Annotated in this window: 32 protein-coding genes; 17 read left to right on the forward strand and 15 right to left on the reverse strand. The window is 63.6% G+C overall.

All coding sequences use genetic code 11. From position 1 onward, the window contains the following. Positions 1-2: 2 nt before the first annotated feature. Complete coding sequence (gene hpf, locus AC4PTT_RS18600; RefSeq protein ID WP_113153933.1) at positions 3-578, forward strand: ribosome hibernation-promoting factor, HPF/YfiA family; 576 nt, start codon at positions 3-5, stop codon at positions 576-578. A gap of 71 nt (positions 579-649) precedes the next feature. After that, complete coding sequence (ptsN, locus tag AC4PTT_RS18605) at positions 650-1,114, forward strand: PTS IIA-like nitrogen regulatory protein PtsN (RefSeq protein ID WP_113153932.1); 465 nt, start codon at positions 650-652, stop codon at positions 1,112-1,114. 54 nt (positions 1,115-1,168) lie between these two features. Here ptsN and AC4PTT_RS18610 read toward each other — a convergent pair whose 3' ends face one another. The 3 genes from AC4PTT_RS18610 to AC4PTT_RS18620 form a co-directional block, all read right to left on the reverse strand. Further along, positions 1,169-2,224: a C45 family autoproteolytic acyltransferase/hydrolase gene (locus tag AC4PTT_RS18610; RefSeq protein ID WP_492161845.1), complete on the reverse strand. Its 1,056-nt coding sequence runs from the start codon at positions 2,222-2,224 to the stop codon at positions 1,169-1,171. Positions 2,225-2,423: 199 nt separating this feature from the next. Then, a complete protein-coding gene (locus tag AC4PTT_RS18615; protein ID WP_113153930.1) occupies positions 2,424-2,681 on the reverse strand; it encodes a BQ00720 family protein in 258 nt (85 codons plus the stop codon). Between the two features lie 108 nt (positions 2,682-2,789). Next, a complete protein-coding gene (locus AC4PTT_RS18620) occupies positions 2,790-3,215 on the reverse strand; it encodes an Hsp20 family protein (protein ID WP_113153929.1) in 426 nt (141 codons plus the stop codon). Between the two features lie 114 nt (positions 3,216-3,329). Here AC4PTT_RS18620 and AC4PTT_RS18625 point away from each other — a divergent pair, with 114 nt between their 5' ends. Further along, positions 3,330-4,271, forward strand: a complete 942-nt coding sequence (locus AC4PTT_RS18625) for a nucleoside hydrolase (protein WP_492161846.1) — start codon at positions 3,330-3,332, stop codon at positions 4,269-4,271. Between the two features lie 41 nt (positions 4,272-4,312). Here AC4PTT_RS18625 and AC4PTT_RS18630 read toward each other — a convergent pair whose 3' ends face one another. The 3 genes from AC4PTT_RS18630 to AC4PTT_RS18640 all read right to left on the reverse strand — a co-directional run bounded on the left by AC4PTT_RS18630 (position 4,313) and on the right by AC4PTT_RS18640 (position 6,804). After that, positions 4,313-5,209: a ribokinase gene (locus AC4PTT_RS18630; protein WP_492161847.1), complete on the reverse strand. Its 897-nt coding sequence runs from the start codon at positions 5,207-5,209 to the stop codon at positions 4,313-4,315. 107 nt (positions 5,210-5,316) lie between these two features. Continuing rightward, positions 5,317-6,210, reverse strand: coding sequence for a methylated-DNA--[protein]-cysteine S-methyltransferase (locus tag AC4PTT_RS18635; protein ID WP_317088974.1), 894 nt, complete (start codon positions 6,208-6,210; stop codon positions 5,317-5,319). A gap of 108 nt (positions 6,211-6,318) precedes the next feature. Continuing rightward, positions 6,319-6,804 (reverse strand): DUF2244 domain-containing protein, encoded by a 486-nt coding sequence (locus tag AC4PTT_RS18640; RefSeq protein WP_492161848.1) that lies wholly within the window; start codon positions 6,802-6,804, stop codon positions 6,319-6,321. Between the two features lie 21 nt (positions 6,805-6,825). Between AC4PTT_RS18640 and nth the strand changes: the two genes are divergently transcribed. Next, positions 6,826-7,599 (forward strand): endonuclease III, encoded by a 774-nt coding sequence (nth, locus tag AC4PTT_RS18645; protein ID WP_492161849.1) that lies wholly within the window; start codon positions 6,826-6,828, stop codon positions 7,597-7,599. On the opposite strand, the gene AC4PTT_RS18650 is transcribed toward nth, so the two are convergent. After that, a complete protein-coding gene (locus AC4PTT_RS18650; RefSeq protein ID WP_206548725.1) occupies positions 7,596-8,330 on the reverse strand; it encodes a sulfate transporter family protein in 735 nt (244 codons plus the stop codon). The genes nth and AC4PTT_RS18650 overlap by 4 nt on opposite strands. A 169-nt stretch (positions 8,331-8,499) precedes the next feature. Here AC4PTT_RS18650 and AC4PTT_RS18655 point away from each other — a divergent pair, with 169 nt between their 5' ends. Then, positions 8,500-9,492: an adenosine kinase gene (locus AC4PTT_RS18655; RefSeq protein ID WP_113153923.1), complete on the forward strand. Its 993-nt coding sequence runs from the start codon at positions 8,500-8,502 to the stop codon at positions 9,490-9,492. Positions 9,493-9,496: 4 nt separating this feature from the next. Here AC4PTT_RS18655 and AC4PTT_RS18660 read toward each other — a convergent pair whose 3' ends face one another. The 3 genes from AC4PTT_RS18660 to hrcA all read right to left on the reverse strand — a co-directional run bounded on the left by AC4PTT_RS18660 (position 9,497) and on the right by hrcA (position 12,145). Continuing rightward, complete coding sequence (locus AC4PTT_RS18660; RefSeq protein WP_206553554.1) at positions 9,497-10,129, reverse strand: trimeric intracellular cation channel family protein; 633 nt, start codon at positions 10,127-10,129, stop codon at positions 9,497-9,499. A 149-nt stretch (positions 10,130-10,278) separates the two neighbouring features. After that, positions 10,279-10,938 (reverse strand): nucleotide exchange factor GrpE, encoded by a 660-nt coding sequence (gene grpE / locus AC4PTT_RS18665; RefSeq protein ID WP_206544440.1) that lies wholly within the window; start codon positions 10,936-10,938, stop codon positions 10,279-10,281. A gap of 121 nt (positions 10,939-11,059) precedes the next feature. Continuing rightward, the gene (gene hrcA, locus AC4PTT_RS18670) at positions 11,060-12,145 is read right to left on the reverse strand and encodes a heat-inducible transcriptional repressor HrcA (protein ID WP_113153920.1); all 1,086 of its coding nucleotides are present in this window, start codon (positions 12,143-12,145) and stop codon (positions 11,060-11,062) included. A 164-nt stretch (positions 12,146-12,309) separates the two neighbouring features. Between hrcA and rph the strand changes: the two genes are divergently transcribed. From rph to AC4PTT_RS18695, 5 genes are all read left to right on the forward strand, one after another. Then, on the forward strand, positions 12,310-13,026 hold the full coding sequence (gene rph / locus AC4PTT_RS18675; RefSeq protein ID WP_113153919.1) for a ribonuclease PH: 717 nt from the start codon (positions 12,310-12,312) through the stop codon (positions 13,024-13,026). Between the two features lie 144 nt (positions 13,027-13,170). Continuing rightward, positions 13,171-13,584 (forward strand): VOC family protein, encoded by a 414-nt coding sequence (locus AC4PTT_RS18680; RefSeq protein WP_206544439.1) that lies wholly within the window; start codon positions 13,171-13,173, stop codon positions 13,582-13,584. Further along, on the forward strand, positions 13,581-14,228 hold the full coding sequence (rdgB, locus tag AC4PTT_RS18685; protein WP_299940357.1) for an RdgB/HAM1 family non-canonical purine NTP pyrophosphatase: 648 nt from the start codon (positions 13,581-13,583) through the stop codon (positions 14,226-14,228). The genes AC4PTT_RS18680 and rdgB overlap by 4 nt, the downstream gene beginning before the upstream one ends. Continuing rightward, positions 14,225-15,391: a radical SAM family heme chaperone HemW gene (hemW, locus tag AC4PTT_RS18690; RefSeq protein ID WP_492161850.1), complete on the forward strand. Its 1,167-nt coding sequence runs from the start codon at positions 14,225-14,227 to the stop codon at positions 15,389-15,391. Before rdgB ends, hemW begins: the two co-directional genes overlap by 4 nt. Before the next feature lie 129 nt (positions 15,392-15,520). Next, the gene (locus AC4PTT_RS18695) at positions 15,521-16,159 is read left to right on the forward strand and encodes a glutathione S-transferase family protein (protein WP_492161851.1); all 639 of its coding nucleotides are present in this window, start codon (positions 15,521-15,523) and stop codon (positions 16,157-16,159) included. A 24-nt stretch (positions 16,160-16,183) separates the two neighbouring features. On the opposite strand, the gene AC4PTT_RS18700 is transcribed toward AC4PTT_RS18695, so the two are convergent. Further along, positions 16,184-17,401, reverse strand: coding sequence for a penicillin-binding protein activator (locus AC4PTT_RS18700; RefSeq protein WP_492161852.1), 1,218 nt, complete (start codon positions 17,399-17,401; stop codon positions 16,184-16,186). An 87-nt stretch (positions 17,402-17,488) separates the two neighbouring features. On the opposite strand from AC4PTT_RS18700, the gene rsmI reads away from it, so the two are divergent. Both rsmI and AC4PTT_RS18710 read left to right on the forward strand, forming a co-directional pair. Continuing rightward, a complete protein-coding gene (gene rsmI / locus AC4PTT_RS18705; RefSeq protein ID WP_492161853.1) occupies positions 17,489-18,397 on the forward strand; it encodes a 16S rRNA (cytidine(1402)-2'-O)-methyltransferase in 909 nt (302 codons plus the stop codon). Continuing rightward, positions 18,387-18,752 (forward strand): YraN family protein, encoded by a 366-nt coding sequence (locus tag AC4PTT_RS18710; RefSeq protein WP_113153913.1) that lies wholly within the window; start codon positions 18,387-18,389, stop codon positions 18,750-18,752. Before rsmI ends, AC4PTT_RS18710 begins: the two co-directional genes overlap by 11 nt. 20 nt (positions 18,753-18,772) lie before the next feature. On the opposite strand, the gene AC4PTT_RS18715 is transcribed toward AC4PTT_RS18710, so the two are convergent. Next, complete coding sequence (locus tag AC4PTT_RS18715; RefSeq protein WP_492161854.1) at positions 18,773-20,143, reverse strand: cytochrome P450; 1,371 nt, start codon at positions 20,141-20,143, stop codon at positions 18,773-18,775. A 164-nt stretch (positions 20,144-20,307) separates the two neighbouring features. On the opposite strand from AC4PTT_RS18715, the gene AC4PTT_RS18720 reads away from it, so the two are divergent. Then, positions 20,308-20,505 (forward strand): CsbD family protein, encoded by a 198-nt coding sequence (locus AC4PTT_RS18720; RefSeq protein ID WP_206544432.1) that lies wholly within the window; start codon positions 20,308-20,310, stop codon positions 20,503-20,505. 94 nt (positions 20,506-20,599) lie between these two features. Here AC4PTT_RS18720 and aztD read toward each other — a convergent pair whose 3' ends face one another. Both aztD and znuA read right to left on the reverse strand, forming a co-directional pair. Beyond that, complete coding sequence (gene aztD / locus AC4PTT_RS18725) at positions 20,600-21,823, reverse strand: zinc metallochaperone AztD (RefSeq protein WP_492161855.1); 1,224 nt, start codon at positions 21,821-21,823, stop codon at positions 20,600-20,602. Positions 21,824-22,053: 230 nt separating this feature from the next. After that, the gene (gene znuA, locus AC4PTT_RS18730) at positions 22,054-23,040 is read right to left on the reverse strand and encodes a zinc ABC transporter substrate-binding protein ZnuA (RefSeq protein WP_492161856.1); all 987 of its coding nucleotides are present in this window, start codon (positions 23,038-23,040) and stop codon (positions 22,054-22,056) included. A 140-nt stretch (positions 23,041-23,180) separates the two neighbouring features. Between znuA and AC4PTT_RS18735 the strand changes: the two genes are divergently transcribed. Genes AC4PTT_RS18735 through AC4PTT_RS18745 form a run of 3 tightly spaced genes read left to right on the forward strand, consistent with a single transcriptional unit; the run spans position 23,181 to position 25,259 of the window. Continuing rightward, positions 23,181-24,056, forward strand: a complete 876-nt coding sequence (locus tag AC4PTT_RS18735; protein WP_206544429.1) for an ATP-binding cassette domain-containing protein — start codon at positions 23,181-23,183, stop codon at positions 24,054-24,056. Further along, a complete protein-coding gene (gene znuB, locus AC4PTT_RS18740; RefSeq protein WP_206544428.1) occupies positions 24,046-24,867 on the forward strand; it encodes a zinc ABC transporter permease subunit ZnuB in 822 nt (273 codons plus the stop codon). The genes AC4PTT_RS18735 and znuB overlap by 11 nt, the downstream gene beginning before the upstream one ends. Continuing rightward, positions 24,864-25,259, forward strand: coding sequence for a Fur family transcriptional regulator (locus tag AC4PTT_RS18745; RefSeq protein WP_206544427.1), 396 nt, complete (start codon positions 24,864-24,866; stop codon positions 25,257-25,259). Before znuB ends, AC4PTT_RS18745 begins: the two co-directional genes overlap by 4 nt. Here AC4PTT_RS18745 and AC4PTT_RS18750 read toward each other — a convergent pair. Further along, positions 25,256-26,152, reverse strand: coding sequence for a LysR family transcriptional regulator (locus tag AC4PTT_RS18750; RefSeq protein WP_206544426.1), 897 nt, complete (start codon positions 26,150-26,152; stop codon positions 25,256-25,258). The genes AC4PTT_RS18745 and AC4PTT_RS18750 overlap by 4 nt on opposite strands. 130 nt (positions 26,153-26,282) lie before the next feature. Here AC4PTT_RS18750 and AC4PTT_RS18755 point away from each other — a divergent pair, with 130 nt between their 5' ends. Next, positions 26,283-26,774 (forward strand): DUF1269 domain-containing protein, encoded by a 492-nt coding sequence (locus AC4PTT_RS18755; RefSeq protein ID WP_206994378.1) that lies wholly within the window; start codon positions 26,283-26,285, stop codon positions 26,772-26,774. Positions 26,775-26,825 lie beyond the last annotated feature (51 nt).

A 26,825-nucleotide genomic window follows, 5' to 3' on the forward strand; every position in this document is an offset into this window, starting at 1 on the left:
AGATGAGCTTACGTATTTCCGGAAAACATATGGACATCGGCGAAGCGTTTCGCTCGCGTATCGAGGGACGCATCGGCGAAGCCGTCGACAAATATTTCGACGGTGGGTTTGCTGGTCGCGTTACGGTAGAAAAGTCGGGTTCTCGTTTTGCCGCCGATTGCATGATCCATCTCGACACTGGCATGGTGTTGCAGGGCACGGGTCAGGCGCAGGAGCCGCAAGCCGCTTTTGATGCTGCCGCAGAGCGCATCGAAAAGCGTCTTCGCCGCTACAAGCGCCGGCTTAAGTCCCACAACAACGGCCAGCATGTCGATCAGATGGACATTGCCTATCGCGTCATGGCCCCGGTGGCCGAAGATGAAGAAGAGGTCCCGGAAGACTACGCGCCGACCGTGGTTGCTGAATCGAAGATGGCCCTGCAGACCATGTCTGTGGCTACCGCCGTCATCGAACTCGACACCAAGGACAATCCCGTCTTCGTGTTCCGCAATGCCGGAAGCAACGAAGTGAACATTGTCTACCGACGCGCCGATGGCAACATCGGCTGGATCGATCCGTCGGTAGTGGCAAGCGCATAAGTTCCGTGCCAGCGTCAGCGCCGGCCATCGAGCATGGCCGGCGGACAGACAAAGCAAAGGATGCATAAGACATGGATCTGAGCGATCTGATCGACCAGAAAGCGGTGATCCCGGCGATGAAGGCCAATTCGAAGAAGCAGCTTCTGCAGCTTCTTGCCGAAAAGGCGGCTGGGGTAACCGGATTGCCGGAGCGCGAGATCTTTGACACGATCCTGCAGCGCGAACGCCTGGGCTCCACCGGTGTGGGCAATGGCGTCGCCATTCCGCACGGCAAGCTGCCCGGCATAGACCGCATCACCGGCGTGTTCGCACGCCTGGAAACGCCGGTCGACTTCGAAGCCATCGACGATCAACCCGTCGATCTGGTCTTCCTGCTGCTTGCGCCGGAAGGCGCCGGCGCTGACCATCTCAAGGCGCTGTCGCGCATTGCGCGCGTGCTGCGCGATGCCGAGAACACCGCCAAGATCCGCGGCACCAAGGATGCTGCCGCCATTCACAGTTTCCTGGCGCAGACGCCGGCTTCCAACGCCGCCTGATCGTCTGCGACAAGCCTGATCGTCTGCGACAGGCAAAATGCCGGAACGGCCTTCTCACATCGAGAAGGCCGTTTCCTTTTGCGTGACCGCAATTTCGACGAAGGGAACCGCCGGATCATTGCCCCGACGGATGTGCATGCGCCGCTCGGCCAGATCCATGGCGATGGTGCAGATCGTGCCCTTGCGCCCCAGAAACCCGTCACTGTCCCGATACGGGGCCAGGATGGCGTGTTCGGGATGCGCATTGTCGGAAAGCACGGCTTTTAGCCGGGCGAGATCAGCCGGCGTTCCCGGCGCCGTCAGCGCGCGGATGCGCTCAAGCCGCGCCGTGGAATTCTCCAGAAGCTCGGCATCGACCGGAGCCTTGCAGGTGACGTAGTGATTGGTGTGCGTGGTCGCCGTACCGCCCGGCTCCATGCGCCGCGCCGCGTCGCCCTCATACTCGATATTGATAGCGCGGCCGTCCCTGCCGGCGACCAGAAGATTGAGCGAGCGCCCCACCCCTGCCCGCTCCAGCGTCTCTTCCACATCGGCCCAGGAGCCGGCGTCGAGAAGTGACCGCAGGAGAATGTGGGAAGGCACGCCGCGCGTGGGCTTGGGCGTCGGCAGGAAGTTCAGGCACACGCCGAAGCCCGCATCATTGAGGCCGACCTTGGCCAGCATGCCGGGCTCGGTCATTGTCAGAAAGCGTTTGCCGCGTTCATCTTCCGAGCGAATGAGAACGACCAGCTCTTCAAGCTTTTCCGACCAGTCCCAGTTCTGCCCCACAAAGGGCGTTCCGGTGTATTGCACCACGGTGCATTCGGACGCTGAGAGTGCGGAGAGAAGCTCGCTGCGCACATTGAGCGCGACGATCCAGAGAGGATCGACATCCGCACCATCGGCGATGCCATCCATCTCGGCGCAGGCGCGCGGATCGAAAGCAGCGATCACATCGCGAAACTGCGCTGCCGCCGCGAGGATTTCGCCTTCGGGGCGGTCGAAATAGGTTTTGTAGATAGAAAGCGTACGGGCGATCCGCTCATTCAAGGCCGAACCGATCTGGCGGCCTCTTTCTTCCGGTTTGCCCCAAACATCAATAAGCGGAAACGTCCTGCTGCTGGCCGGCATGGCCTTCCTCCAGATTTGACGGCAATCACGATGTAAGTGCCTGCGCCATTCCCTGGAAGATCGGCCCGGCTGTCAAGACGAAAAGGAGACGGCTACCGGCAATCTCTCACCGAAATCCGTCATGTAAGAGTGACTTTTGACAGTGGCTTTCCATCTGCGCGGAAGCGGCGTCGCCTGTTTCCGCGCAGAACGTGTTCGGTCAGTGGAGACTGACGGTCTCCAGATCGTTCTGCATCGCGCCTGCGAGCGCTGTGTCGCGGGCGTCTGCCAGTAAGATGGGCTGACCGTCTGCGCCGAAAAGCGCCCAGAGCCGTGTGCCCGGCTTCAGGTCAGGCATGCCGGGAAACTTGCCCTGCAGGTCTTCGGCATCCATCTCGCGCATATAGGCCACTGCACCCTCGCCGATGTGGGCGAGCTGCTGCTGGGTAATGGCGATCTTGCTTTCATGTTCGGTCATCGAAGCCTCCTTAACGCAGGCGTTTCCCCTGGAAACCAACCCGCTGAAGAGCCCAAGGTTCCGGGACGGGTCAGCCCGCCCGGTTTCCTCCCGAATAAGACCAGTATGTCAGTCTTTCACGGAAATGTTTATTTTTTGTACCAGCCGTTCCGGCTCGGGTCGGTCCAGGTCTATGGACAGGAGGCCGTTCTTGAGATCGGCGTTCAGCACCCGCATGCCTTCCGCCAGCACGAACATGCGCTGAAACTGGCGCGCGGCAATGCCGCGATGGAGGTACTCACGCTCGCCTTCTTCGGTCTGTCGGCCGCGAATGATGAGCTGGTTTTCTTCCGTTGTGACGTCCAGATCATCCGCACCGAAGCCCGCTACGGCCAGTGTTATGCGGAGTCTCACGCCCTGCCCGCCTTCGGCGCGGATGCGCTCGATATTGTAGGGCGGGTAACCATCGCCCGATTTCGCAATGCGCTCGAGCGTTTTTTCCATGCTGTCGAACCCTAAAAGGAGCGGATTCGAGAAAGGCGTCATACGCGTCATCAATTACAGTCCTCAAAGAGCGACGTGGATAGAAGAAAACCCGAATGGCATTTTCTCCGTTGCAACTGATATGGTCGCTCAAACCCTGCGTTTCAAGCATTTTGGAGCAACTGCATGACGGCGGCGCGCAAGATTATTATCGACACGGATCCCGGTCAGGACGACGCTCTTGCCCTGTTACTGGCGCTGGCCAGCCCCGAGCTGGACGTGCTGGGCATCACCGCCGTGGCCGGCAATGTGCCGCTTGCGCTGACGGAGAAGAACGCGCGCAAGATCTGCGAACTGGCCGGAAAGCCCGGGACGAAGGTTTTCGCCGGCGCGATCCGCCCGTTGGTGCGCGATCTGGTGACGGCAGAGCATGTGCATGGCCGCACCGGCCTCGACGGTCCCGAACTGCCGGAACCCGAAATGCCGCTTCAGGATGGCCATGCGGTCGATTTCATCATCGACACGCTGATGGCCCACGGCGAAGGCGAGATCACGCTCTGCCCGCTCGGCCCCCTCACCAACATCGCGCTGGCGCTGAACCGTGAACCGCGGATCGCCACGCGCATCCGCGAGATCGTGCTGATGGGCGGCGGGTTCTTCGAGGGCGGCAATGTCACCCCCACGGCGGAGTTCAACATCTATGTGGACCCGCATGCGGCCGATGTGGTGCTGCGCTCGGGCGTGCCGGTCGTGATGATGCCGCTCGACGTGACCCACAAGGCGCTGACCACGCGCGCCCGCATCGCAGCCATTCGCGCGCTCGACACAAAGGTCGGCACGGCATGCGCCGAGCTTCTGGAATTCTTCGAGCGCTTCGATGAAGAAAAATACGGCACCGATGGCGGGCCGCTGCACGACCCCTGCGTCATCGCCTATCTTCTGAAGCCCGAACTCTTCACGGGGCGCAGCTGCAATGTCACCGTGGAGACCGGCTCCGGACTGACCATGGGCATGACGGTGATCGACTGGTGGCGGGTGACGGACCGCCCGGAAAACGCGCTCGTGATGCGCGACATCGACGATGACGGCTTCTTCACGCTCCTGACGGAGCGGCTTGCGCGGCTTTAGGTCGGGTTGCAGTCAGGTGAAAACACCTGACTGCTGAACGCTCAGGCGAGCGCCGCGTCCACATCCTTGCGCAGCGGAATGGCTGGCTGCGCGCCGGGTTTCAGGCAGGCGAGCGCGCCTGCCGCCGCAGCCTGACGCAATGCGGCTTCCAGTTTCAGCCCCTCGGCCAGCCCTGCCGCCAGATAGCCGCAGAACGTGTCGCCCGCACCGACCGTGTCGACCGGCGTGATCTTCATGGACGGGCAGGTAACGAAACCGTCCGGCGTTGCAGCCCACGCGCCTTCACCGCCCAGCGTCACGATGACGATGCGGCCGGTCTTTGCCACGAACGCTTCCATGCGCGCGCGCCGGTCAGCACCTTCAAGCCCCAGCGCATCGGCGTAGAGGTCGAACTCGGTCTCATTGGCGACCACGTAATCCGCATCGGCAAGCATCGACGCCGCCTCGGGCCGGTAAGGCGCGGTGTTGAGCACCGAAATGGCCTCGGCCCTGCGCGCTTCCTCGATGGAGGCCGCAACGGTCTCGATCGGGATTTCAAGTTGCAGAAGCACATGGTCACCGGCGGCCAGTGCGGCCTGCGCCACATGGCCGGGCAGAACATCGGCATTGGCGCCCGGAACGACGGCGATGGTGTTCTCGCCTTCCCGGTCAACGAGGATATGGGCCGTGCCGGTGGCGCTTTCGGCCCTGTGCACGGCGGAGAGATCGACGCCCGCCGTCTCCAGAAGCTCCAGCGCCTCGCCGGCGAAAGGATCATTGCCCACCGCACCGACGATGCGGGTGCGCGCTCCGGCCCGCCGTGCGGCCAGCGCCTGGTTCGCTCCCTTGCCGCCCGGCGCAGTGACGAATGTGTCGCCGGGCACCGTTTCGCCGGGCTTCGGCAGCCGATGCACCGTGGCGATCAGGTCGAGGTTGATGGAACCGATAATGACGATCAAGACTGTCTCCCGCGCTTATTCGCGCCGGAAAGTAGAGCATCGGGCCGAAAAGTGGAATCCGGTTTTTCGGTTGTTCCGATGCGCACTCAAGAGACGTCTTTGCGGGGTCAGGCCGGCTGGCTGTCCTGCGAAAGCTGCCCCGCTTCCCAGCCAAGAATGGCGCGCTTGCGCGTGAGGCCCCAGTGATAGCCCGTGAGCGCACCCGACTTGCCGACGGCGCGATGGCACGGCACCACGAAGGAAACCGGGTTGGCACCCACCGCTGCGCCAACCGCGCGCGAGGCGCTGGGCTTGCCGATGGTGCCGGCAATGTCGGAATAGGCGCAGGCGCGTCCCATCGGAATCTTGAGAAGCGCGTCCCAGACCCGCACCTGAAAATCGGTTCCGATCAGCACCACGCGCAGCGGCTCGTCAGCACGCCAGCGCGACGGCTCGAACACGCGCGCCGCATAGGGCGCGGTGGCGGCCATGTCTTCCACATAATCGGCATTGGGCCAGCGCGAGGCCATGTCCTCGAACGCCGCACGCTCCTCGCCCGCATCGCAGAAGGCAAGGCCCGCAAGGCCGCGTTCCGTGACCATGATCAGGGCCTGACCGAAGGGCGAAATGTGAAACCCGTAGCGCATGGTGAGCCCTGCCCCGCGCGCCTTGTATTCGCCGGGTGAAATCGCCTCATGGGTCACGAACAGATCGTGCAGACGGCCCGGCCCCGACATGCCAAGTTCAAGGGCAGCATCGAGCAGCGGCATGCCGGAATCGAGAAGCCGCCGCGCGTGATCCAGCGTCACCGCCTGCAGGAACGCCTTGGGCGAAAGCCCCGCCCAGCGCGTGAAGAGTTTTTGCAGGCCGGTCGGCGTGTCGCCCACCTCCTGCGCGATTTCCTCCAGCGAGGGCTGGTCGCGATAATCGAGGCTGATCTTTTCGATGACCCGGCGCACGATCTCGTAATCGGTGCCCTCCGGGGTCACATCGCGTTGCAAAAGCGCGGTCTGCATGTTCATGGCGTCCATTCCCGGCGCCGGCCGCTGTCGCGCCGCGCCTCGTCAAATCTCTATCGAAGGCGACAATGACGGTTTCAGCGCATCCGCACCACCCGTTTCCTGCAAAGCTCAGCGCCCCTTCGCGGTGGCCAGCGCCTGCCCGAATGCGGTCGCGAAGCTTTCACGGTCGTCGGGGTTCAGAAAGCTGCCCAGTTCGACCCGCTCGCCACGCATTTCCACCGCCATGTCGGTGATGCCGATCTCGTCGTGACGGTCGATGCGGAACCGCGTCCAGAACGGGTTGAAATGATGCTCCTCCGCCTTGCCGGAGGGCGGCACTTTGCGAATGTCGAGGCTGGTGCGCGACAGGCGCACTTCCTCGCGCACCTGCGCGGCGCGGTAGTTCACCCGAAACGCCACATAGATGGCCAGAATGTCGAGTCCGAAAAAGCCGAACACCGGCCATGCGCCGATCCGCAGGAAGACCGCGCCGATGGTCAGCCACACAAGCAGGAGAAGGCCCATAAGAACGGCAAACCCGCGCCCGCTCAGCGAGCGATAAGGCGTGAGCAACGCCTGAAAAACAGGTGCGTCTGCGGTGTTTGTTTCAGCCATGATCCCGATTATAGAAGGCACATGGAAAAGCCCAAGAAGAAAATTGCAGCACCCCGCAAACCAGGCCGCACCCGCCGCCGCAGGACCGTTTACACGCCAGAGGAGATCCACGAGATCTTCCGCCGTTTCTCGGTGCAGCGCCCGGAGCCGAAGGGCGAGCTGGAGCATGTCAACGCCTTCACGCTTCTGGTGGCGGTGGTGCTTTCCGCGCAGGCAACCGACGCCGGCGTGAACAAGGCGACGCGCGATCTCTTCAAGGTGGCCGACACGCCGGAGAAAATGCTGGCGCTCGGCGAGGAGCAGGTGGGCGAATACATCCGCACCATCGGCCTGTGGCGCAACAAGGCGAAGAACGTCATCGCGCTGAGCGAGGCGCTGATCCGCGATCACGGGTCACAGGTGCCCGACAATCGCGAGGCGCTGGTCACCCTGCCGGGCGTCGGGCGCAAGACGGCCAATGTGGTTCTCAACATGTCGTTCGGGCAGCCCACCATGGCCGTCGACACGCATATTCTGCGCATCGGCAACCGGATCGGACTTGCACCGGGCAAGACGCCCGAACAGATCGAGGACACGCTGGTGAAGATCATTCCGGCGGAGTTCATGCGCCACGCCCATCACTGGCTGATCCTGCACGGGCGCTATGTCTGTAAGGCGCGCAAGCCCGACTGCGTGGCCTGCGTGATCGCCGATATCTGCAAGTCGGCGGAGAAAACGAACGAAATCCCCGCCCCGCTGGTGGAGCTGGCTCGCAGGCCTGATCCAGCAATTCCAGAAGAAGCGGAAGCGCTCTAGCCGCGCAACTCCACCCCGCGCGCGGTTCTTGCCGCGTCTTCCTGCGAAATCAGCTTGTGCAGGTGCACCATCATGGCGGCCGCAAACAGCGGCGTCAGAAGGTTGAGGATCGGCACGGCCAAGAAGCCCGCGATCACCAGACCAGCAAGGAAGATGGTGCCCGCATGGCGGCGGCGCAGCGCCTTTGCATCCGCCTCGCTGCGGAAGCGCATGGCGGCGAATTCGAAGAATTCACGCCCCAGCAGATAGCCGTTGACGAGGAAGAAGGCGAGAATGTTCACGCCCGGCACCAGAAGCAGCAGGAGCGCGATGATGTTGCCGAGAATGACGACGCCGAAAAACTTGATGGATGTGGCTATGGCCGCGCCAAGCGGCAGCGCCTTGCCGGGCGGGTCCTGCGGATAGTCTTCCTTCTCCACCACCTCGGCCACATCGTCGAGGAAGAGACCGGCGATCACGGCGGTCACCGGCGCGATGAGAAGCGCAAGCCCGGCCGCAAGACCGAGCCCCGCCGCAATCGCCGCGACGAAGCTCAGCCAGCCCAGCCATGAAGGCATATCCGGGAAGAACGCATCGAACCACGGCAGCGCGAAATACTCGAACAGTTCCTTTGTGCCGAGCCACACGCCGACAAGCACGAGAAGCGTCAGACCGAGCGTCTTGAAGAACACGCTGCGGAACTCACGGGAGAAAAGACGGCTTATGGCGGCGCGCGCCGCATCAAGGATCATACGGGTAAAGGGCCTTTCACGGTGTGTCTGCCGCTTCGAGATAGGGTGCGCTCAAGGCCGGTGCAAGGCGCACGGTTCGCACCGATGGCTTGCAAATCCCGGTCAAACCGCTAAACCGCCCGGAGATTTGAGCCAACAACGCTTCCCTTGCATATCTGGAGATCTGAACTTGAGCGAATATGACGTGCTGTGCATCGGCAACGCCATTGTCGACATTATCGCCCGTTGCGACGAAGCGTTTCTGGAAGACAACAACATCATCCGCGGCGCGATGAACCTCATCGATGTCGACCGCGCCACCCTGCTCTATGACCGCATGGGACAGGCCATCGAGGCTTCCGGCGGCAGCGCCGGCAACACGGCGGCCGGCATTGCGGGCTTCGGCGGCAAGGCTGCCTATTTCGGCAAGGTCTCCGACGATGCGCTCGGCAAGATCTTCGCGCACGACATTCGCGCGCTGGGCGTCGCCTTCGACACCAAGCCGCTTGACGGACATCCGCCGACAGCCCGCTCCATGATCTTCGTCACCCCGGATGGCGAGCGTTCCATGAACACCTATCTGGGCGCCTGCGTGGAGCTTGGCCCGGAAGACGTGGAAGAGAAAAAGGCCAGCGGCTCCAAGGTCACCTATTTCGAGGGCTATCTGTGGGACCCGCCGCGCGCCAAGGAAGCGATCCGCATGACCGCCGACGCGGCCCATGCCGCAGGCCGTGAAGTGGCCATGTCGCTGTCAGACCCGTTCTGCGTCGACCGCTACCGCAACGAGTTTCTGGAACTGATGCGCTCGGGCCGCGTGAACATCGTTTTCGCCAATGAGCACGAGCTTCTGTCGCTTTACCAGACCGCGTCCTTCGACAGTGCACTGGAAGAAATCCGCAGAGACACTAGCATGGCGATCGTGACCCGCTCCGAGAAGGGCTCGATCATCGTCACCAGGGATGAGACGATCCCGGTCGACGCCATTGCCATCGACGAGCTGGTGGATACCACCGGCGCAGGCGATCTCTATGCGGCAGGCTTTCTCTACGGCTACACGAACGGGCGCAGCCTCGCCGATTGCGGCCGGCTGGGCTCATTCGCCGCCGGTCTGGTCATCCAGCAGTATGGCCCGCGCCCGCAGAAAGACCTGCGCTACGAGGCCGAACAGGCTGGCCTGATCTAGGGCACTACTCTAGCTCTTCCGGCGGACGGCCCGGCCGCGAACGATAGCGCGGGATCGTCCAGCCGAATTTGAGGGCGCCGCCGCGCACCAGAAAAGCGGCGGTGACGGCGATCAGGGCCGCCACAGCGCCCTGCATACCTGCCAGATCGGCCACGGTGAACACGCTGGCTCCGACCAGCGCGGCAGAGACATAGACTTCCGGACGCATGAGAACCGAAGGTTCGCCCGCCAGCACATCGCGCAACACGCCGCCGAATGTTGCGGTGAGCATGCCCGTCACCACCGCCACGATGGCCGAACCGGACGCTTCAAGCCCCTTGGCCGCGCCCAGCACCGAATAGGCGGCAAGGCCGGCGGCATCGAGCCACAGAAGCAGCCGATAGCGATATTCCACCAGCGGCGCGCCAAAGAAGACGAGCAGCGCCACGACGGCGCAGACGATGATGTAAATGTGGTTTTCGACCCAGAAGACCGGAACGCCCAGAACGAGATCGCGCAGCGTGCCGCCGCCTGTGCCCGTCACACCGGCCAGGAACATGAAACCGATAAGGTCGAGTTCCTTGCGTGAGGCCGCAAGCGCGCCTGTGGCGGCAAACACCGCAACACCCGCATAATCAAGAAGCTGAATAGGATCCATCTGCCCCTCCCCGGCACTCTGGATAGCCGAAGGGCGGATGAATAGGAAGCAAGCGCCGCTACAAAGCGATTTTTGCGCCCGGAAAGAGGTGCAGGAGAGGTCTGTCGCCGCGGGCGCGCGATGCCCCGCGGCGATGAACAAATCACGCCTTACGCGTCGCGTTCGGCCTGCGGATTGGGCGGGCCGGGCTCTGCCGAAGCATTCTCGCCATTCTGTACCGCGCCGGCCTTCGGGCCGCCCTTGGCGACGCCGACCATGGCCGGGCGCAGAACGCGCTCGCCGATCACGAAGCCCTGCTGCACCACCTGAACGACGGTGTTTTCAGGGGTTGTCGGATCCGGCACCTCGAACATTGCCTGATGGAAATGCGGGTCGAAACGCTCACCCTTCGGGTCGAGCTGCTTCACGCCATGGCGCTCCAGCGTGGAGAGCATGGAGCGCTCCGTCATCTCGACGCCTTCCATCAGCGAGGCAAGTCCGCTCTCGGCAGCCGCACGGGCTTCCGCCGGCACCGCTTCGAGCGCACGGCGCAGATTGTCGGAAACCGTCAGCATGTCGCGGGCGAAGCCGGCGATCGAATAGCTGCGCGCTTCGGCGACGTCGCGTGCGGTGCGCTTGCGCAGGTTTTCCATTTCGGCCGCGAGGCGAAGGGCGCGTTCCTTCAGCTCCTCGTTTTCCCTGGCCAGCCGCACCAGGACGTCTTCTTCCGAAACCGCCTCGCCGCCGGCGTGCGCTTCGGACGCCTTCAGGTCCTGCTCCTCGGCCGTTCCGGGTCTGGTTGCTTCGTTGTCCTTAGCCTGATTGGTCATGACAGTCCGTCTATGGTTCTAGAATTGTTCGGATATTGCGTCCGATATCGAGGTTCGTGCGGGCAAAATCAAGGGGTGGGCTGACGCAATCGCGTACTGGCTTCCGGTGTGACTTAATCCGCTAACGCAGAAGGCGCCCCACGATCTGGGCCGTATAGTCGACCATCGGCACGATGCGGGCATAGTTGAGCCGCGTGGGGCCGATGACGCCCAGCGCGCCAATCACACGCGATTCCTGATCGCGATAGGGCGCAACCACAAGCGACGAGCCGGAAAGCGAGAAGAGCCGGTTCTCCGAACCGATGAAGATGCGCACGCCCGACCCTTCCTCGGCCATGTCGAGAAGCTGGATGAGACCCTCCTTGGTCTCCAGATCTTCGAACAGCCGGCGCAGAAGCTCCAGATCGGCCTCCGCCGTCAGGTTTTCCAGAAGGTTTGCCCGGCCACGCACGATCAGCCGCGCTGGCTGGCCGCTTTCGGTCCCCGCCCACACGGCGAGCCCCTGCTCCACCAGCTCCTGCGAGAGCGTGTCGAGCGCGGCGCGTGTTTCTTCCTGCAGGCGCGACAGCTCGGTCCGCGTTTCGGCGAGCGTGCGGCCACGAATATGCGCATTGAGGAAGTTGGACGCCTCATGCAATTGCGAGATGGTGACGCCTTCCGGCAGATCGATGACGCGGTTTTCCACGTCGCCATTCTGCGAGACGAGCACGGCAAGCCCCTTGCGCGGCTCAAGCTGCACGAATTCGATGTGCTTGAGCGCTGCTTCCGACTTTGTGGCGAGCACCAGTCCCGCACCGCGCGAAAGGCCGGACAGAAGCTGGCTCGCCTCCGTCAGCATGTGATCGAGCGAATGACCGCTGCTCGACGCCTTGACCTGCGTTTCGATGATGCGGCGCTCATTGTCCGACAGGTCGCCGATTTCCATGAAGGCGTCGACGAAGAAACGTAACCCCTGCTGCGTGGGCATGCGGCCGGCAGAAACATGCGGCGCGTAAATGAGGCCCAGATGCTCCAGGTCGCTCATCACATTGCGGATGGTGGCCGGCGAAAGCTGCGTGGAGAGAATGCGCGAAAGGCTGCGCGAACCCAGCGGGTCGCCGTCTCTCAGATAGGATTCCACGATGACGCGGAAAATCTCGCGGGAGCGGGAATCCAGCGATTGCAGTGCGTGTTCGTGAAAATCTCTGTCCAAGACTGGTTTCGTCATTCGCGGCCTCTGATATGTCGAATATAAGCGGCATCCCATGGATGACAACAGTCATGAAGGTGCGCGCACAGCTGGATTTCCAGTCGTTTCCGGATTTCCTTTGCGTTGACGCACCCGCGAAGCTACAAGCCGCCAACACCAAATGACACTGGAGAGAACCGCCCATGCGCCCTTCCAAACGCGAACCCGATGAAATGCGTGCCGTCAGCTTCGAGCGGGGCTTTTCCAAGCACGCTGAGGGGTCGTGTCTGGTCCGCTTCGGCGACACCCATGTGCTGTGCACGGCCAGCCTCGAAGAGCGCGTGCCGCCATGGCTCCGCAATTCCGGCCAGGGCTGGGTGACGGCGGAATACGGCATGCTGCCGCGCTCCACCGGCGACCGCATGCGCCGCGAGGCCTCTTCCGGCAAGCAGGGCGGCCGCACGCTCGAGATCCAGCGTCTGATCGGCCGCTCGCTGCGCTCGGTCGTCGACCTGCAGGCGCTTGGCGAAAAGCAGATCACCGTCGACTGCGACGTGATCCAGGCCGATGGCGGCACCCGCACGGCAGCCATCACCGGCGGTTTCATCGCCCTTTCGGACTGCCTTTCGTGGATGGAAGCACGCCAGATGGTCAGCCGCGACAAGGTCCTCAAGGACCATGTGGCCGCCATTTCCTGCGGCATCTACAACGGAACGCCCGTTCTCGACCTCGACTATCCCGAGGATTCGGCTGCCGAGACCGACGCCAACTTCGTGATGACCGGCAAGGGCGGCATCGTGGAGATTCAGGGCACGGCTGAAGGCGAGCCCTTCTCCGAGGACGAGTTCGCAGCCTTGATGGGACTCGCCCGCAAGGGTATCACCAAGCTCGTGGACATGCAGAAGATGGCAATCTCCTGAGCTGGCTCCTGAGCTGGATCGCCGTGCGTCCCATTCGGACGCACAAAGGACGATCTGAACATTAGATGGAGCATCGGAATAGACCGAAAACCGGTTTCCACTTTCGGTCCGATGCTCTGATCCCGAAAGGGTCGTAACCGAGCCATGCAACCCCCGGCCATACTGGAAGCCGCGCTCTATGTGAGCGACCTTGCCGAAGCCGAGCGCTTCTATGGCGAGGCGCTCGGGCTGGAGCGGATTGCCAGGGTCGAGGGCAGGCATGTGTTCTTTCGCTGCGGGCAGACCGTGCTGCTGCTGTTCAACCCGGCGGCAACCGCCGAACCGCCCGCAGCCGACGCCCGGCTTCCCGTGCCGCCGCACGGCGCGCGCGGACAGGGCCACCTCTGTTTTGCCGCAACTGCCGAAGAGATTGCCCGCTGGAAGGCGCATCTCGAAGCCGCCGGCATCGCCATCGAGGCGGATTTCGAATGGCCGGGTGGCGGCCGCTCGATCTATTTCCGCGATCCTTCCGGCAATTCGCTCGAATTCGCCGAACCGCGCATCTGGGGACTGACTTGAGACCGATCGACAACAAGACCTTTGTGCTCGCCAGCCATAACAAGGGCAAGCTTCGCGAGTTTTCAGACCTTTTGGCCCCGTTCGGCTACACGGTGCGCTCGGCTGCCGAGCTTGGCCTGCCCGAGCCGGAAGAAACCGGCACGACGTTTGAAGAGAACGCCCGCATCAAGGCGCTTGCCGCCGCCGAGGCCACCGGCCTGCCGGCGCTGTCGGACGATTCCGGTCTCTGCGTGGATGCGCTGGACGGCGCACCCGGCGTCTACACCGCCGACTGGGCGACGAAGGATGACGGCAGTCGCGACTTCATGATGGCCATGGAGAAGACGCAAAAACTGCTTTCCGAGGCTGGCGCGGACACGCCGGAAAAGCGCACCGGCCGCTTCGTGGCGACGCTTTGCCTGTGCTTTCCCGATGGCGAGACCGAATACTACCGCGGTGAAGCCGAAGGCCATCTGGTCTGGCCGCCGCGCGGCACGGACGGGTTCGGCTATGATCCGGTGTTCCAGCCCGAGGGCTATGACGTCACCTTCGGCGAGATGACGGCCGAGGAGAAGCACGGCTGGAAGCCCGGCGACGAGCACGCCCTCTCCCACCGCGCCCGCGCATTCCAGAAGTTCGCCCGGGCAAGGCTGGGCGCCGCGTGATCACCCCGCTCGATAGGACGCCGGGCTTCGGCATCTATCTGCATTGGCCGTTCTGCGCGGCCAAATGCCCTTATTGCGACTTCAACAGCCATGTGCGCCACCAGCCGGTGGATCAGGAGCGCTTTGCCGCCGCCTTTGAGCGCGAGCTTGCCACCATGCGCGCCCGCACCGGGCCGCGCACCGTCACCAGCATCTTTCTGGGCGGGGGCACGCCCTCGCTGATGGAGCCGCGTACGGTCGGCGCTCTACTCGACGCGGTCGCCGCCAACTGGAATATTCCAGACGGCATTGAGGTGACGCTGGAGGCCAATCCAAGCTCCGTCGAGGCCGACCGTTTTCGCGGCTACCGCGCTGCCGGCGTCAACCGGGTTTCGCTCGGCGTGCAGGCGCTCAACGATCGCGATCTCAAGTTTCTCGGCCGTCTGCACAATGTGGAAGAGGCGCTGAAGGCCATCGGCCTTGCCCGCGAGACCTTCCCGCGCCTTTCCTTCGACCTGATCTATGCGCGTCCCGGCCAGAGCGAGGAAGCCTGGGCCGAAGAGCTCAGACAGGCCATCGGCCACGCCGCCGACCACCTGTCGCTTTACCAGCTCACCATCGAGGAAGGCACGCGCTTCCAGCTTCTGCATGCCGCCGGCAAGCTCGACATGCCCGATGGCGACCACGCCGCGCGGCTCTACGAGATCACGCAGGAAGTGACGGCGGCGCACGGCCTGCCGGCCTATGAGATTTCCAACCATGCCCGCCCCGGCGCGGAAAGCCGCCACAACCTCGTTTACTGGCGCTATGGCGAATATGTCGGCGTCGGCCCCGGCGCCCATGGCCGTTTCATCGAGAATGGCCGCCGCCATGTCACCTTCACCGAGAAGATGCCGGAAACCTGGCTGGAGCGGGTGGAAACCAAGGGCCATGGCGTGATCGGCGGGGAGGTGCTGACGCATGACGAGGAAGCCGACGAGTTCCTGCTGATGGGCCTGCGCCTTGTCGAGGGCATCGACCTGCCGCGCTACGAGACGCTTTCCGGTCGTGCGCTTTCAAACAGCCGCATCGCCGTATTGCAGGAAGAGGGCCTTGTCGAGCCCATCGGCAACACCCGCCTGCGCGCCACCCCGCAGGGCATGATCGTGCTGGATGCGGTCGTGGCCGATCTGGCGCGCGAATAGGCCGGCATTCCCGGGTCTCAGAAACCGATTGCAGCATATGGCAGGAGCGAATGCGCCTGTGTCCCTCGTCGCCTTGTTGCCTCGCCGGTGGCCCGCTATAGCTCGGGGCCCGGGAAGAGGAGACGATTGATGGCAGAGCTGACGCTGACGACGTTCGACTGGGTGCCCGAGCTGCCGCGCGGCTATGTGCGCGACCTGAGGATAAGATGGGCTCTGGAAGAGGCCGGCCTGCCTTACCGCGTGGAAAGCGCGGCGTTCAGCGACCGGCAGCCCGGGCACTTCTCGCACCAGCCCTTCGGGCAGGTGCCGTGGCTGACGGATGGCGACACCTCGATCTTCGAAAGCGGCGCGATCCTGCTGCATCTGGGCGAAAAGAGCGATGCCCTGATGCCCACGGATGAAAAGGGCCGCAGTGAAACCATCGCCTGGCTGTTTGCAGCGCTGAACTCGGTCGAGGCGGCAAGCCTGCCCTGGACGATCTTTCAGTTTCACGGCCTTGCCGGCGACACGCCCGGCTGGAAGCCCCTCAACGACTTCCTGAACGCCCGCCTGAAGCACATGGAGAGCGTTCTGGCTGAGCGCGAATGGCTGGCGGACAGCTTTTCCATCGCCGACATCGCCATGGCCGATGTGCTGCGACTGGTCGACCGTTTCGACGGGCTGGCGGGTTATCCGGCCTGCCGCGCCTATGTTGCGCGCGCCACCGCCCGCCCGGCCTTTGCGAAGGCGCATGCCGACCAGATCGCGCATTTCGCCGCAGCAGACTGAGCCGACGCTCGATCAAAGGACGGTCTAGAAAGCCCCGCCGAACCGGGTTGGCGCGGCCTCAATGACCTGCGGACGGCCCTCACGCACCTCGTAGACCGCGTAGCCGCGTTCGGTCGTGCCGTCGCCATTGAAGCGGAACAGCCCGGTATAGCCATTGAAGCCGACCGGCGTTTCAAGCGCATGGCGCTGAATGCCGCCGCCGCCCTTTGCAATGTTGGCCACCAGAACGACCGTGTCATAGGCGAGCGCCGATGTGAGCGAGGGCTCGGCACCGAAGCGGGCCTGATAGCGCTGCTTGTAGGTGTTGACGCGCGCCTGATCCGTATCGGCGAACCACGCGCCCTGAAGCGCAGGGTCGGCGAGATTGGCGCTCGTCCACTGCCCGGTTCCGAGGATCTTCTTGTTGGAAACGTCGATGCCGGTTTCCGTCATGGTGGTGACGATGGTCGCCGGGCTGCTGCCGCCATCGGGAATGAACACCGCATCGGCGGCCCGCACGGCGCTGGCCACGCTTTGCACAGCTTCATAGACGGACATGTTGTCATAGGCGTAGCGCGCCACCGCCGTAAGCTCACCGCCGGTTTGCTGCATGGTGCGCCGCGCCTCGGCCTCGGCGAGATCGCCAGCCGCCCCTTCCGGCAGGATCGCCACAACGGAGCGCACGCCCTGACCGGCGGCATAGGTGAGCGTGCGGTTCACGACGCCCTGCGGCAGGAATGAGTTGAGGTAGACGCCCGGCGAAGCAGCCGCGCGGTCCGACGAGAATGCGATCATCGGCGTCTGCGTTGCCTGCAACGCCGGTGTTGCAGCGCGAACATTGGCCGAGAAGAGCGGCCCCAGAACGGCAGACGCGCCTTCCGTCAGCGCCTGTGTGGCGGCGGCGGTCGCGCCTTCGGTCGTGCCGCCCGTGTCCTTGACGACAAGTTCCAGCGTCTGCATGCCGCTGTCGTCCATCGCCAGCAGGGCCGCGTTCTTGAGTTCGGCGGCGATGCGGCTTGCGTTGCCCTCACCCGTCAGCGGCAGGAGAAGCGCCACCCGCGTATCGCCCGAGCCGATCACCTCGCCCGTGGCCGGCTGACGCGGGGCATTGTCCGCGAAGGGCTGGTTGAAGCCGCTCTGGCCATTCGTCTGCGGCACGCCGTAAGGCACATCGCTGCCCATGCAGCCGCCAAGCGCCAGAAGCGCTGCAAGCGCGCCCGTGAGAAACCCGGCCCTGCGACCGGGCATTGTCCATAACTTCATTACCGCATCCGTCCCAAATTGAGCGCGCGACTTTGCAACCCTCATGTCGGCATGTCAAAGAGATGAGCGAATAAGGACCAATGAGCTATGGATAACCCGCGCGTGGAGAAAAGTTTCGTCGTCGGCAACGCCCGTATCGGCGCCGACCCGCTGGAGCCCGCGCTCTATCTGGTGGCGACGCCCATCGGCAATCTGGGCGACATCACGCTGCGCGCGCTCCACATTCTGGCGGGCGCGGACATCGTTGCCTGTGAAGACACCCGCGTCTCGCGCGTGCTGATGGCGCGCTATGGCATCAGCCACAGCCTCACCGCCTATCACGAGCACAATGCGCGCGAGGCAGGCCCCCGCCTGCTGGCCGCCATCGAGGATGGCAAGAGCGTAGCGTTGATCTCCGACGCCGGCACGCCGCTTGTCTCCGACCCCGGTTACAGGCTTGTCGATCAGGCCGTCGAAAAGGGGCTGCGCGTCGTTCCCATTCCCGGTCCCTCGGCGGTGCTGACGGCGCTTTCAGCCTCCGGCCTGCCAACGGATGCCTTTCTCTTCGGCGGCTTTCTGCCGGTCAAGGAAGGCCAGCGCCGCGCGCGGCTCGAAACCTTCCGCCAGACGCCGGCCACGCTGATCTTCTTCGAATCCCCGCGCCGGCTGGCCGAGAGCCTTGCCAGCATGGCGGCAACACTGGGAGCGGAACGCTCTGCCTGCGTCGCGCGGGAACTCACCAAGACCTTCGAGGAATTCCGCCGCGGCACACTGGCCGAGCTGGCCGAGCATTATGCCGAAACCGGCGCACCCAAGGGCGAGGTCGTTGTCTGCATCGAGCCGCCGCAGGAAGAGGAAAGCGTCAGCGCCGAGGATGTCGACCGGCTGCTTCTGTCGCTCTCCACCGAAATGTCGGCCTCCAAGGCCGCCGGCGAGGCGGCGCGCATGACGGGCGGCCGCAAATCCGAACTTTATCAGAGGCTTCTGGCGCTGAAGGCCGAAAGCGATGCCGGCTGAGGCGCGGCGCAAGGCCTACAGGCTCGGCCATCGCGGCGAATGGTTCGCAGCAATGGCCCTGCGCCTCAAGGGCTACCGCATTCTGGCCCGGCGCTACCGCACGAAACTCGGCGAGATAGACCTGATCGCCCGGCGCGGCGATGTGGTTGCGATTGTCGAGGTCAAGGCGCGGCCGACGCTGGAGCAGGCAATGGACGCGGTCGGCTATCAGGCGCAGATCCGCATCGAACACGCCGCCGATCTGTGGCTTGGCCGCCAGCCCGACCACGCCCGCCTTTCGCTACGCTTCGATCTCGTCGCCATCCTCCCCCGCCGCTGGCCGGTGCATGTGGAGAATGTGTTTCAGGGGGGATAGTTTTCACCCCTAGCGCCTCCTCAGCGTCGGCTCACGCGCATGGGCAGGCCGCCCTGTGGCTGGGTGGTCAGTTTCTGAACCGGCCATGGCTTCGTTTCCGGCAGCGTGTCGAAACGGAAGCGGGAAAGCAGGATGGCGAGCGCTATGACGGCCTCCTGCATGGCGAAAGTGGCCCCGATGCACACGCGCGGCCCCGCGCCGAAGGGCAGATACTGATAGCGGTCGAGCGTCTCCCTGTTGCCCGGATGGAAGCGCGACGGGATGAAGGCCTCGGGATTGTCCCACAGCGCCCGGTGGCGATGCACCGTCCATGGCATGACAAGCACCTGCGCCCCCTTCACGATGGTCAGGTCTTGGTAGCGATCCTCCGCGATTGCCTCCCGGTTGATCGAAGGTGCAGGCGGATAAAGCCGCAACGCCTCCTCAAACGCGGCGCGCGTCAGGGGCATGGCATCGAGCCAGTTGACCGGATCGGGCTCGCGGGAGAGCACCGCATCGATCTCGGCTTCCACCTTCTCGCGCTCCCAGGGGGCTTCGGCGAGACAGTAGATCGTCCAGCCCAGCGCCCGCGCCGTGGTCTCGTGACCGGCGCCGATGAAGGTGATGATGTTGTCCTCGATCTCCTCGCGCGTCAGCCCTTCCGGCCCTTCGGCGCGCAGGAGAAGCGTGAGGAAGTCTTCCGGCACATCGCTGCCGCGCGCCATCTTCTCTTTCCGTAGAGCCATGGTCTCGGCCACGATGTTGCGGAAGAAGGTAAGCGAGTTGCGCCCCAGAAGGCGCGTGATGCGGGGCAGCCAGTCCGGCGCGCCCAGAAGATCCAGCGGATCGACGCGGCCCATGGTTTCAAACAGGCGATCCACCTGTTCGGCGAAACTGCCCGGCTCGCCCGCAATTTCGCCGGAGAAAAGCGTCTCGGCCAGAATGTCGAAGGTCAGGAGCGTCATGTCGCGCGACACATCCACCGGCCCTGCCGCATCTTCATAGCGTTCGACGAAGGCGCGGCTGCGCTCCAGCATCGGCTTTGCAAAACCGGCAATGTGGCGCGGCGTGAAGACCGGGGCCATGGCCTTGCGCGAACGCCGCCACACGGCCCCTTCCGCCGTAAGAAGACCATCGCGCAGAATCGGGCGAAGGATTTTTTGGCGCACTCGCGCCATCTTGTAGTTTTTCGCATTGTCAACGAGCACATGCCGGATCAACCCCGGATCATTGGCGATGACCAGCGGCCCGCCAATCGTGTTCTCGATGTTGATCCACGGCTCGTTGTAGGAAGGCTCGCCCCACAGTTCGAGCGGATTGCGATAGACGATCCGCATCATCTCCAGCGTGGAGGGCGGCTTGGTGCGCGGGCTGGGGGCCGGCGGCACAAAGGGGGCGGGCTGGCTTTCCATGATCGCTTCCTTTCCCGCTTGATTTAGGTCCTGCGACGCTGCGCTTCAATTTGGGCGCGGCTATGAAAAGGCGGGAACTTCATCACCGCTCGCGCATTGTTGAGACACCTAGGCCGATGAAGACAAACCGGAGTGCACTCCGCAGAGATGCGGAAGGATAAGTCATGAATTGGAATCAGATCGAAGGCAATTGGGAACAGTTCAAGGGCAAGGTCCAGCAGAACTGGGGCAAGCTCACCAATGACGATCTCGACGTGGTGCGCGGCAACCGACGGGAACTCGCCGGAAAGCTGCAGGAGCGCTACGGCAAAGCCCAGGAAGAAGCCGAGCGCGAGATCGACGACTGGCTTTCGCGCCACTGAGCGCACGCACTGACCGCGCTTTGAGACATCCCTGCCCCAAAGCAAAAAGCCCCGGCAATGCCGGGGCTTTTTTTCATTCCAACACAATCCTGGATCAGTGGTTTTCGTGCTGCTCGCCCGAACCACCGACGGCCACGATGTTGTAGGGCATGCCCTCAACGGCAATGTCGCGCGCCTTCTCGAAGGTCTCCGCGTCGACCGCACGGATAACGCTCTTGAGCGGATCGGTGACCATGATCTCGTCGCCGGTGACGGCGATGCGCGGACGCGGATCGGACCAGTGGCCATCCATCGAATAGGCTGCCGTCAGCTCAACCGACTTGTCGATCTTGCCCGAAAGCACATTGATGCGGTTCAGCTTGCCATCCTCGGTGAAGACATAGGCGAACTTCGGACGCACCGGGTCGACCACGAAGTGCACGGCGCGCACCGGCAGTTCGATCAGGCGGAAGGCATCTTCGTCTTCCGGGTCGATCAGGACGAGGTTCGACTTGCCGAAATTGCCGAGGAAGTACTGCAGCGCCTTGCCGCCGGCGAGCGTCGAGACCTTCAGATCGTCGGGCAGCGACTTCGTGTAGGCGAGATGCTGGATCACGGGCGCGGCACTGCGGCTTCCCGAAACCAGGAGCAGGCCCGTATCGCAGGCAATGGCCGTGATATTGCCGGAGGTGGCTTCACCATGCAGGCCCGGGCAGGCTGCGGCATCCCCCACGGCTTCTCCCTTGGCGTCCACCACCTGCACACCCTCGGGCAGCTCGCTCGGGTCCTTGCTGTTGGGAACGGTCGCGATGGCGTGCGCGCCATAGGGAATGACGACGCCATGGTGCGGTGCGGAGGTCTTCAGCTCGCGGAATTCGGGCTTGCCGTCCTGCACCTGCTTCTCCGAAACCACGCGGGCCACGCCCTCGCCATCGAAGAAAAGGGCGATCTCGCCATAATGGGAGACGAAATGCACCGGCCGGTCGCCATCGACGGAACCGTCGAGCGCCTTGGGAGCGCTGACTTCCATGTCGGCATGATCGCCGTGATCGTCGAAATGGATGCCGCTGGAGAACGCCGTCACCGTGTTGGCGTCACGCTGGACGGCAAAGACGGTCTCATTGCTCTCCGTGGCGTAGACGCGCGCAGGAGACTTGAGCGAGAAGGTTTCAATCGTCTCGCCCTTTTCCGCATCGAGCACACGAAGCTCCGGCGCGGAATGGTCGGCGACGAACAGCCGCCAGGCCTCGTGCTCATCGGCGTGGGCCGGATGCAGCGCGGCGAGCGCTGCACCCGCGCTCAAAAGCCCTGCACGCAGAAGGACTATGGAAGGACGCATCGTTTCTCTCCTATTTGTTATAACGTTACTAAAATTGGACAAGCAAATGCCGGCTTTCTCCCCGGTAGAGAACCGGGCCCAGGCAAGTCTGGAAACTCATGGCCACCCCAGAGGCGGGCGGCTACTGAAACGGGTTTTGGCGCGGGGCCGTCATCCAGCCGGGCAGGTAATGGGCTCGGAACCCGGCCGGATGAGCGGGCCTGGAAGCAATCGCCTCCATGCCCCTGAACCTATTTCGTGAGACAGGTCTTCAGCGAGGCCGCCATGCCGCGCATCAGCTCGAAATAGAGATCCTTGCCATCTTCGATCTCGGCGCCCAGCGGATCGAGCACACCGGATTTCGCGTCAGTGCCTTCGGTGACCACCTCCACGAGACGCGGCTCGAACTGGGGCTCGGCGAAGACGCAGGCCGCATCAAGCTCACGCACCTTGGTGCGGATTTCATCGACACGCTGCGCACCGGGAATGATCTCGGGGCTGACGGTGATGGAACCGGCTGCCGCAAGGCCGAACTGTTTTTCGAAATACTGATAGGCATCGTGGAACACGATGAAGGGACGGTCTTTGACGGGCTCCAGCTCGGCGGAAAGCTCGGTCTGGAGCGCCGCGATGCGCTCGTTGAGTGCGGCGGCGTTGGCCGCATAGGCAGACGCGTTCTCCGCATCGGCCGCACTGAGCGCCTCGGCAATGGCGCTCACCATGATCTTCGCATTGTCCGGATCAAGCCAGAGATGCGCGTCGGGACCATGCTCATGGGCGTGATCATGGCCGCCTTCTTCCTCTTCGTGGCCATGGTCGTCATGGTCATCATGATCGTCGCCATGCGAATGCGCTTCGAACGCGCCGCCCTCGCGCATCTCGAGCAGGGTCAGGCCCTCGCTGTCGGAAAGCGCCACCTGCGTCGCCTCACCGGCCAGCGTTTCCAGCGGCTTTTCAAGGAAGACTTCAAGGCCCGGCCCGACCCAGAACACCAGATCCGCATTGGCCAGCATGCGCGCCTGCGACGGGCGCATCGAATAGGTATGCGGCGAACCGGCGCCCTGCAGGATGAGCGCCGGCTCGCCTACGCCCTCCATCACCCCGGCCACGAGAGAGTGCACGGGCTTGATGGACGTGACGACCTGCATGTCGGCGGCAAAAGCTCCGGTCAATGCGCCCGGCGTCAACAGCGCAAGGGAGGATGCGGCTGCGGCGAGCGAAAGGCGAAACGACTTCATGGAAGGCTCCTGTAGGCATTGAACGGACGGACATGGCATGCAAGCCCAACCTTCACCGCCTCGGTGAATGTTATGACATTACATATCCTTGCGTTACGCTATAACGTGTGCCATATCCGCTGACAAGTCGGAAAAATCACATGCTGAAAAAACAAAGCCCCTCCCCCGAAACCGCCGGTGAAATGCTGGTGGAGATGCACAATGCCGGCGTGAGCCGCAGCGGGCGCTGGCTGGTGCGCGGCGTCGACCTTTCGGTGCGGCGCGGCGAAATCGTCACGCTGATCGGCCCCAATGGCTCGGGCAAGAGCACCACCGCGAAGACGGCCATCGGCGTCATCCAGCCGAACGAGGGGCATGTGCATCGCGCGCCGGGTCTCAGGGTCGGCTACGTACCGCAGAAAGTGGCCATCGACTGGACGCTGCCACTGACCGTCGAGCGCCTGATGACGCTGACCGCGCCGGCCGGCAGCGCCGAGATCAAGGCAGCGCTCGCGGCAGCGGGCGTGGCGCATCTGGCGGGACGCCAGGTGGCCGCCCTTTCCGGCGGCGAGTTTCAGCGCGCGCTTCTGGCCCGCGCCATGCTGCGCAAGCCGGACCTGCTGGTGCTCGACGAGCCCGTTCAGGGCGTCGACTTTACCGGCGAGGCCGCGCTTTACGAACTCATTCGCGAGATCCGCGACCGCACCGGCTGCGGCATCCTGATGATCTCGCACGACCTGCACATCGTCATGGCCGACACGGATACGGTGATCTGCCTGAACGGCCATGTGTGCTGCCGCGGCGCGCCGCAAAGCGTCATGGACAGCCCCGAATACCGCAAACTCTTCGGCACGCGTGCGGCGGAAGCGCTGGCGCTCTACCGCCATCACCACGACCACACGCATCTGGCCGACGGGCGCGTGCGCCATGCAGATGGCACCATCACCGAGCACTGCCATCCCGAGGATGGTCACCACCATCACGACCATGCGTGCGCCAGCGACACGCCGGCGAAGGGAGCAAACAATGCTCGATGATTTCTTCACCCGCGCGCTGGTGGCCGGTGTCGGGCTCGCCCTGGTAACCGGCCCGCTTGGCTGTTTCGTCGTGTGGCGGCGCATGGCCTATTTCGGCGATACCATGGCGCACTCCGCACTTCTGGGCGTCGCGCTGTCGCTGGTCATGGAAATCAACCTGATGGTCGGCGTGTTTCTGGTGGCCGCGCTCGCCTCGGTAGCGCTCATCATCATGGAGCGGCGTCGCGCGCTTTCCACCGACGCCCTGCTCGGCATTCTCTCGCACTCGACACTGGCGCTCGGCCTCGTCATGGTGGCCTTCATGACGTGGGTGCGCGTGGATCTGATGGGCTTTCTGTTCGGCGACATTCTCGCCGTCTCGAAACTCGACATCGCCGTCATCTATGGCGGCGGCGCGGTTGTTCTCGGGCTGCTTATCTGGCTCTGGCGGCCGCTTCTGGCGGCCACCGTCAACACCGACATCGCGCAGGCCGAGGGGCTGAAACCCGAGCGCTCGCGCCTGATCTTCATGCTGCTCATGGCGGCGGTCATCGCCATCGCCATGAAGCTGGTGGGCATTCTGCTCATCACCGCGCTGCTCATCATTCCCGCCGCCACCGCCCGCCGCTTTGCCGGCGGACCGGAGATGATGGCCGTTCTGGCCGCCATTGCCGGTGCACTTTCGGTCATCGGTGGGCTGACGGCGTCGCTGCAATTCGATACACCGTCCGGACCTTCCATCGTGGTGGCTGCGCTGGCGCTGTTTCTCGTCAGCCTCATGCCGTCGCCAAGGGCAGGAACCGACGATCGCGCAACGGAGACCAAGCCATGAGTGCCGACCTGACACGCAACCAGGCGCTGGTGATGAAAACGCTCTCCGGCGCAGAAGCTCCTCTCAGCGCCTACACGATCCTCGACCGGCTGCGCGGCGATGGCCTGCGCGCGCCACTGCAGGTCTATCGTGCGCTCGACAAGCTGACCGAGATGGGCCTTGTGCACCGGCTGGAAAGCCTGAACGCTTTCGTCGCCTGCGCACACCCGAACTGTCACGAACAGGAACTGATCGCCTTCGCCATCTGCGAGGCCTGCGGCAAGGTGGAAGAGTTTTCCGACGAGATCGTGAAGGACCGGCTCGACGGCTGGGCCAGAAGCCACCGCTTCAAGCCGGCCAAGACCACGATAGAGATCCGCGGCAATTGCGGATCATGCGTGGCGAAGGCCTAGAGAGCCTCACCATCGCCCGGCGGCTGCAAAAGCAGCGCCTTGGCCCTTGCCGTTCTGGGATTGCGCATCGCGCTTTTGAGCCACAGCAGGTAATAGGCGATTTCAGGATTGCCGCGTGGCCCTGCGATCACGTCCAGCGCACCGGAGCGCAGATGCGCGGCCACCAGATAGCGCGGCAGAACACTCCATCCGAACCCTTCAACCACGAAGTTCCTGAGCGCTCTCAGATCGGGCGTCGTAACCGCCTCTTCCGCATTGCCGATGGACATCCGATTGTGCTCGATCCACATGCGGATCATATAGCGCTGCAGATCATAGGAGAGGAACGGAACCTCCTGCAGCGCTTCCGATAGCGCCGTTTCACGCCCGATCCGCTCCACGACCTCAGGCGCAGCCACCAACAGCAGCTCCTCGCGCCCATAGAGCGCGGCCTCGATCCGTGGATCGTCCGGCACCTTGACCGCAAAGGCGAAGTCTGACCGCCCCTCGACCAGCATGCGGGGTGGCTCGTCATCAACGGCGGGGTGAAGCTGCACCGCCAGATTGCTGTGCATCAGGGTCTTGATCCGGTCGGTAATGAGATCGGACAGAATGTCCGACGGGCCGCACAGATGGATCGTGCCGGAAACGCGCATGGAGCGGGCCCGCACCTCCGCCAGAACATTCTCCGCCACATCGATGGCGCCGGTGACGCGACTGGCCAGTTCGTCGGCAATGACCGTCGGCGTCACGCCACGGGCGTGGCGCGTGAAAAGCTTGCGCTCAAGCTGCGCTTCAAGACTGGCGATATGCCCGGTGACGGCTGGCTGGGTGAGCCCTAGCTCATGCGCGGCGCGACTGACCGAACCCTGACGGTAGACCTCAACGAAGCTTCTCAGATGCGTGATCGACATGTTCGAGACATAACATATTTTATGCCTATTCAAAAATCCGATAATTGGCTTTCTGGCATGACAACACCGATCTTCAGGTCACGGGCAGCGATGAGGCTGCCGAAGAAATTGTCTGACCAAGGAGATCATGATGTCCAAGCTTGTCGCGATCAGTTTCAAGGATGATGCAACGGCCTTCGCCCTGCGTTCGGATCTGGCTGCCATGCAGTCCGATTATCTGCTCGCCCTGGACGACATTGTCGTCGTGACCAAGGACGAGAAGGGCAAGCCCAAACTGCACCAGCCCGTCAGCCTGACCGGGGCCGGTGCCCTGAGCGGCGGCTGGTGGGGCACGCTCATCGGCTTCCTTTTCCTCGCCCCTCTGGCCGGCCTCGTAATCGGCGCGGGCACCGGCGCACTGGCCGGCAAGTTCACGGATATCGGCATCGATGACCGCTTCATGCGCGATGTCGCCGCGAGCCTGGAGAAGGACGAAGCCATGGTGTTCGTGCTCGTCCGCGATGTGACAATCGACAAGGTGATGGACGGTCTGAGCGCCTATCGCGGCAAGGGCAGAATCCACACGACCTCGCTCTCCCGCCGCGATGAAGATGAACTCAGGAAGCTTATCGAAGCCGCCTGACCAGACCCTCAAACCCTATTGCCCCCCAACCCCCTACTGAAAGGACAGGAT

The organism is Nitratireductor sp. WH36-1 (assembly GCF_058725515.1).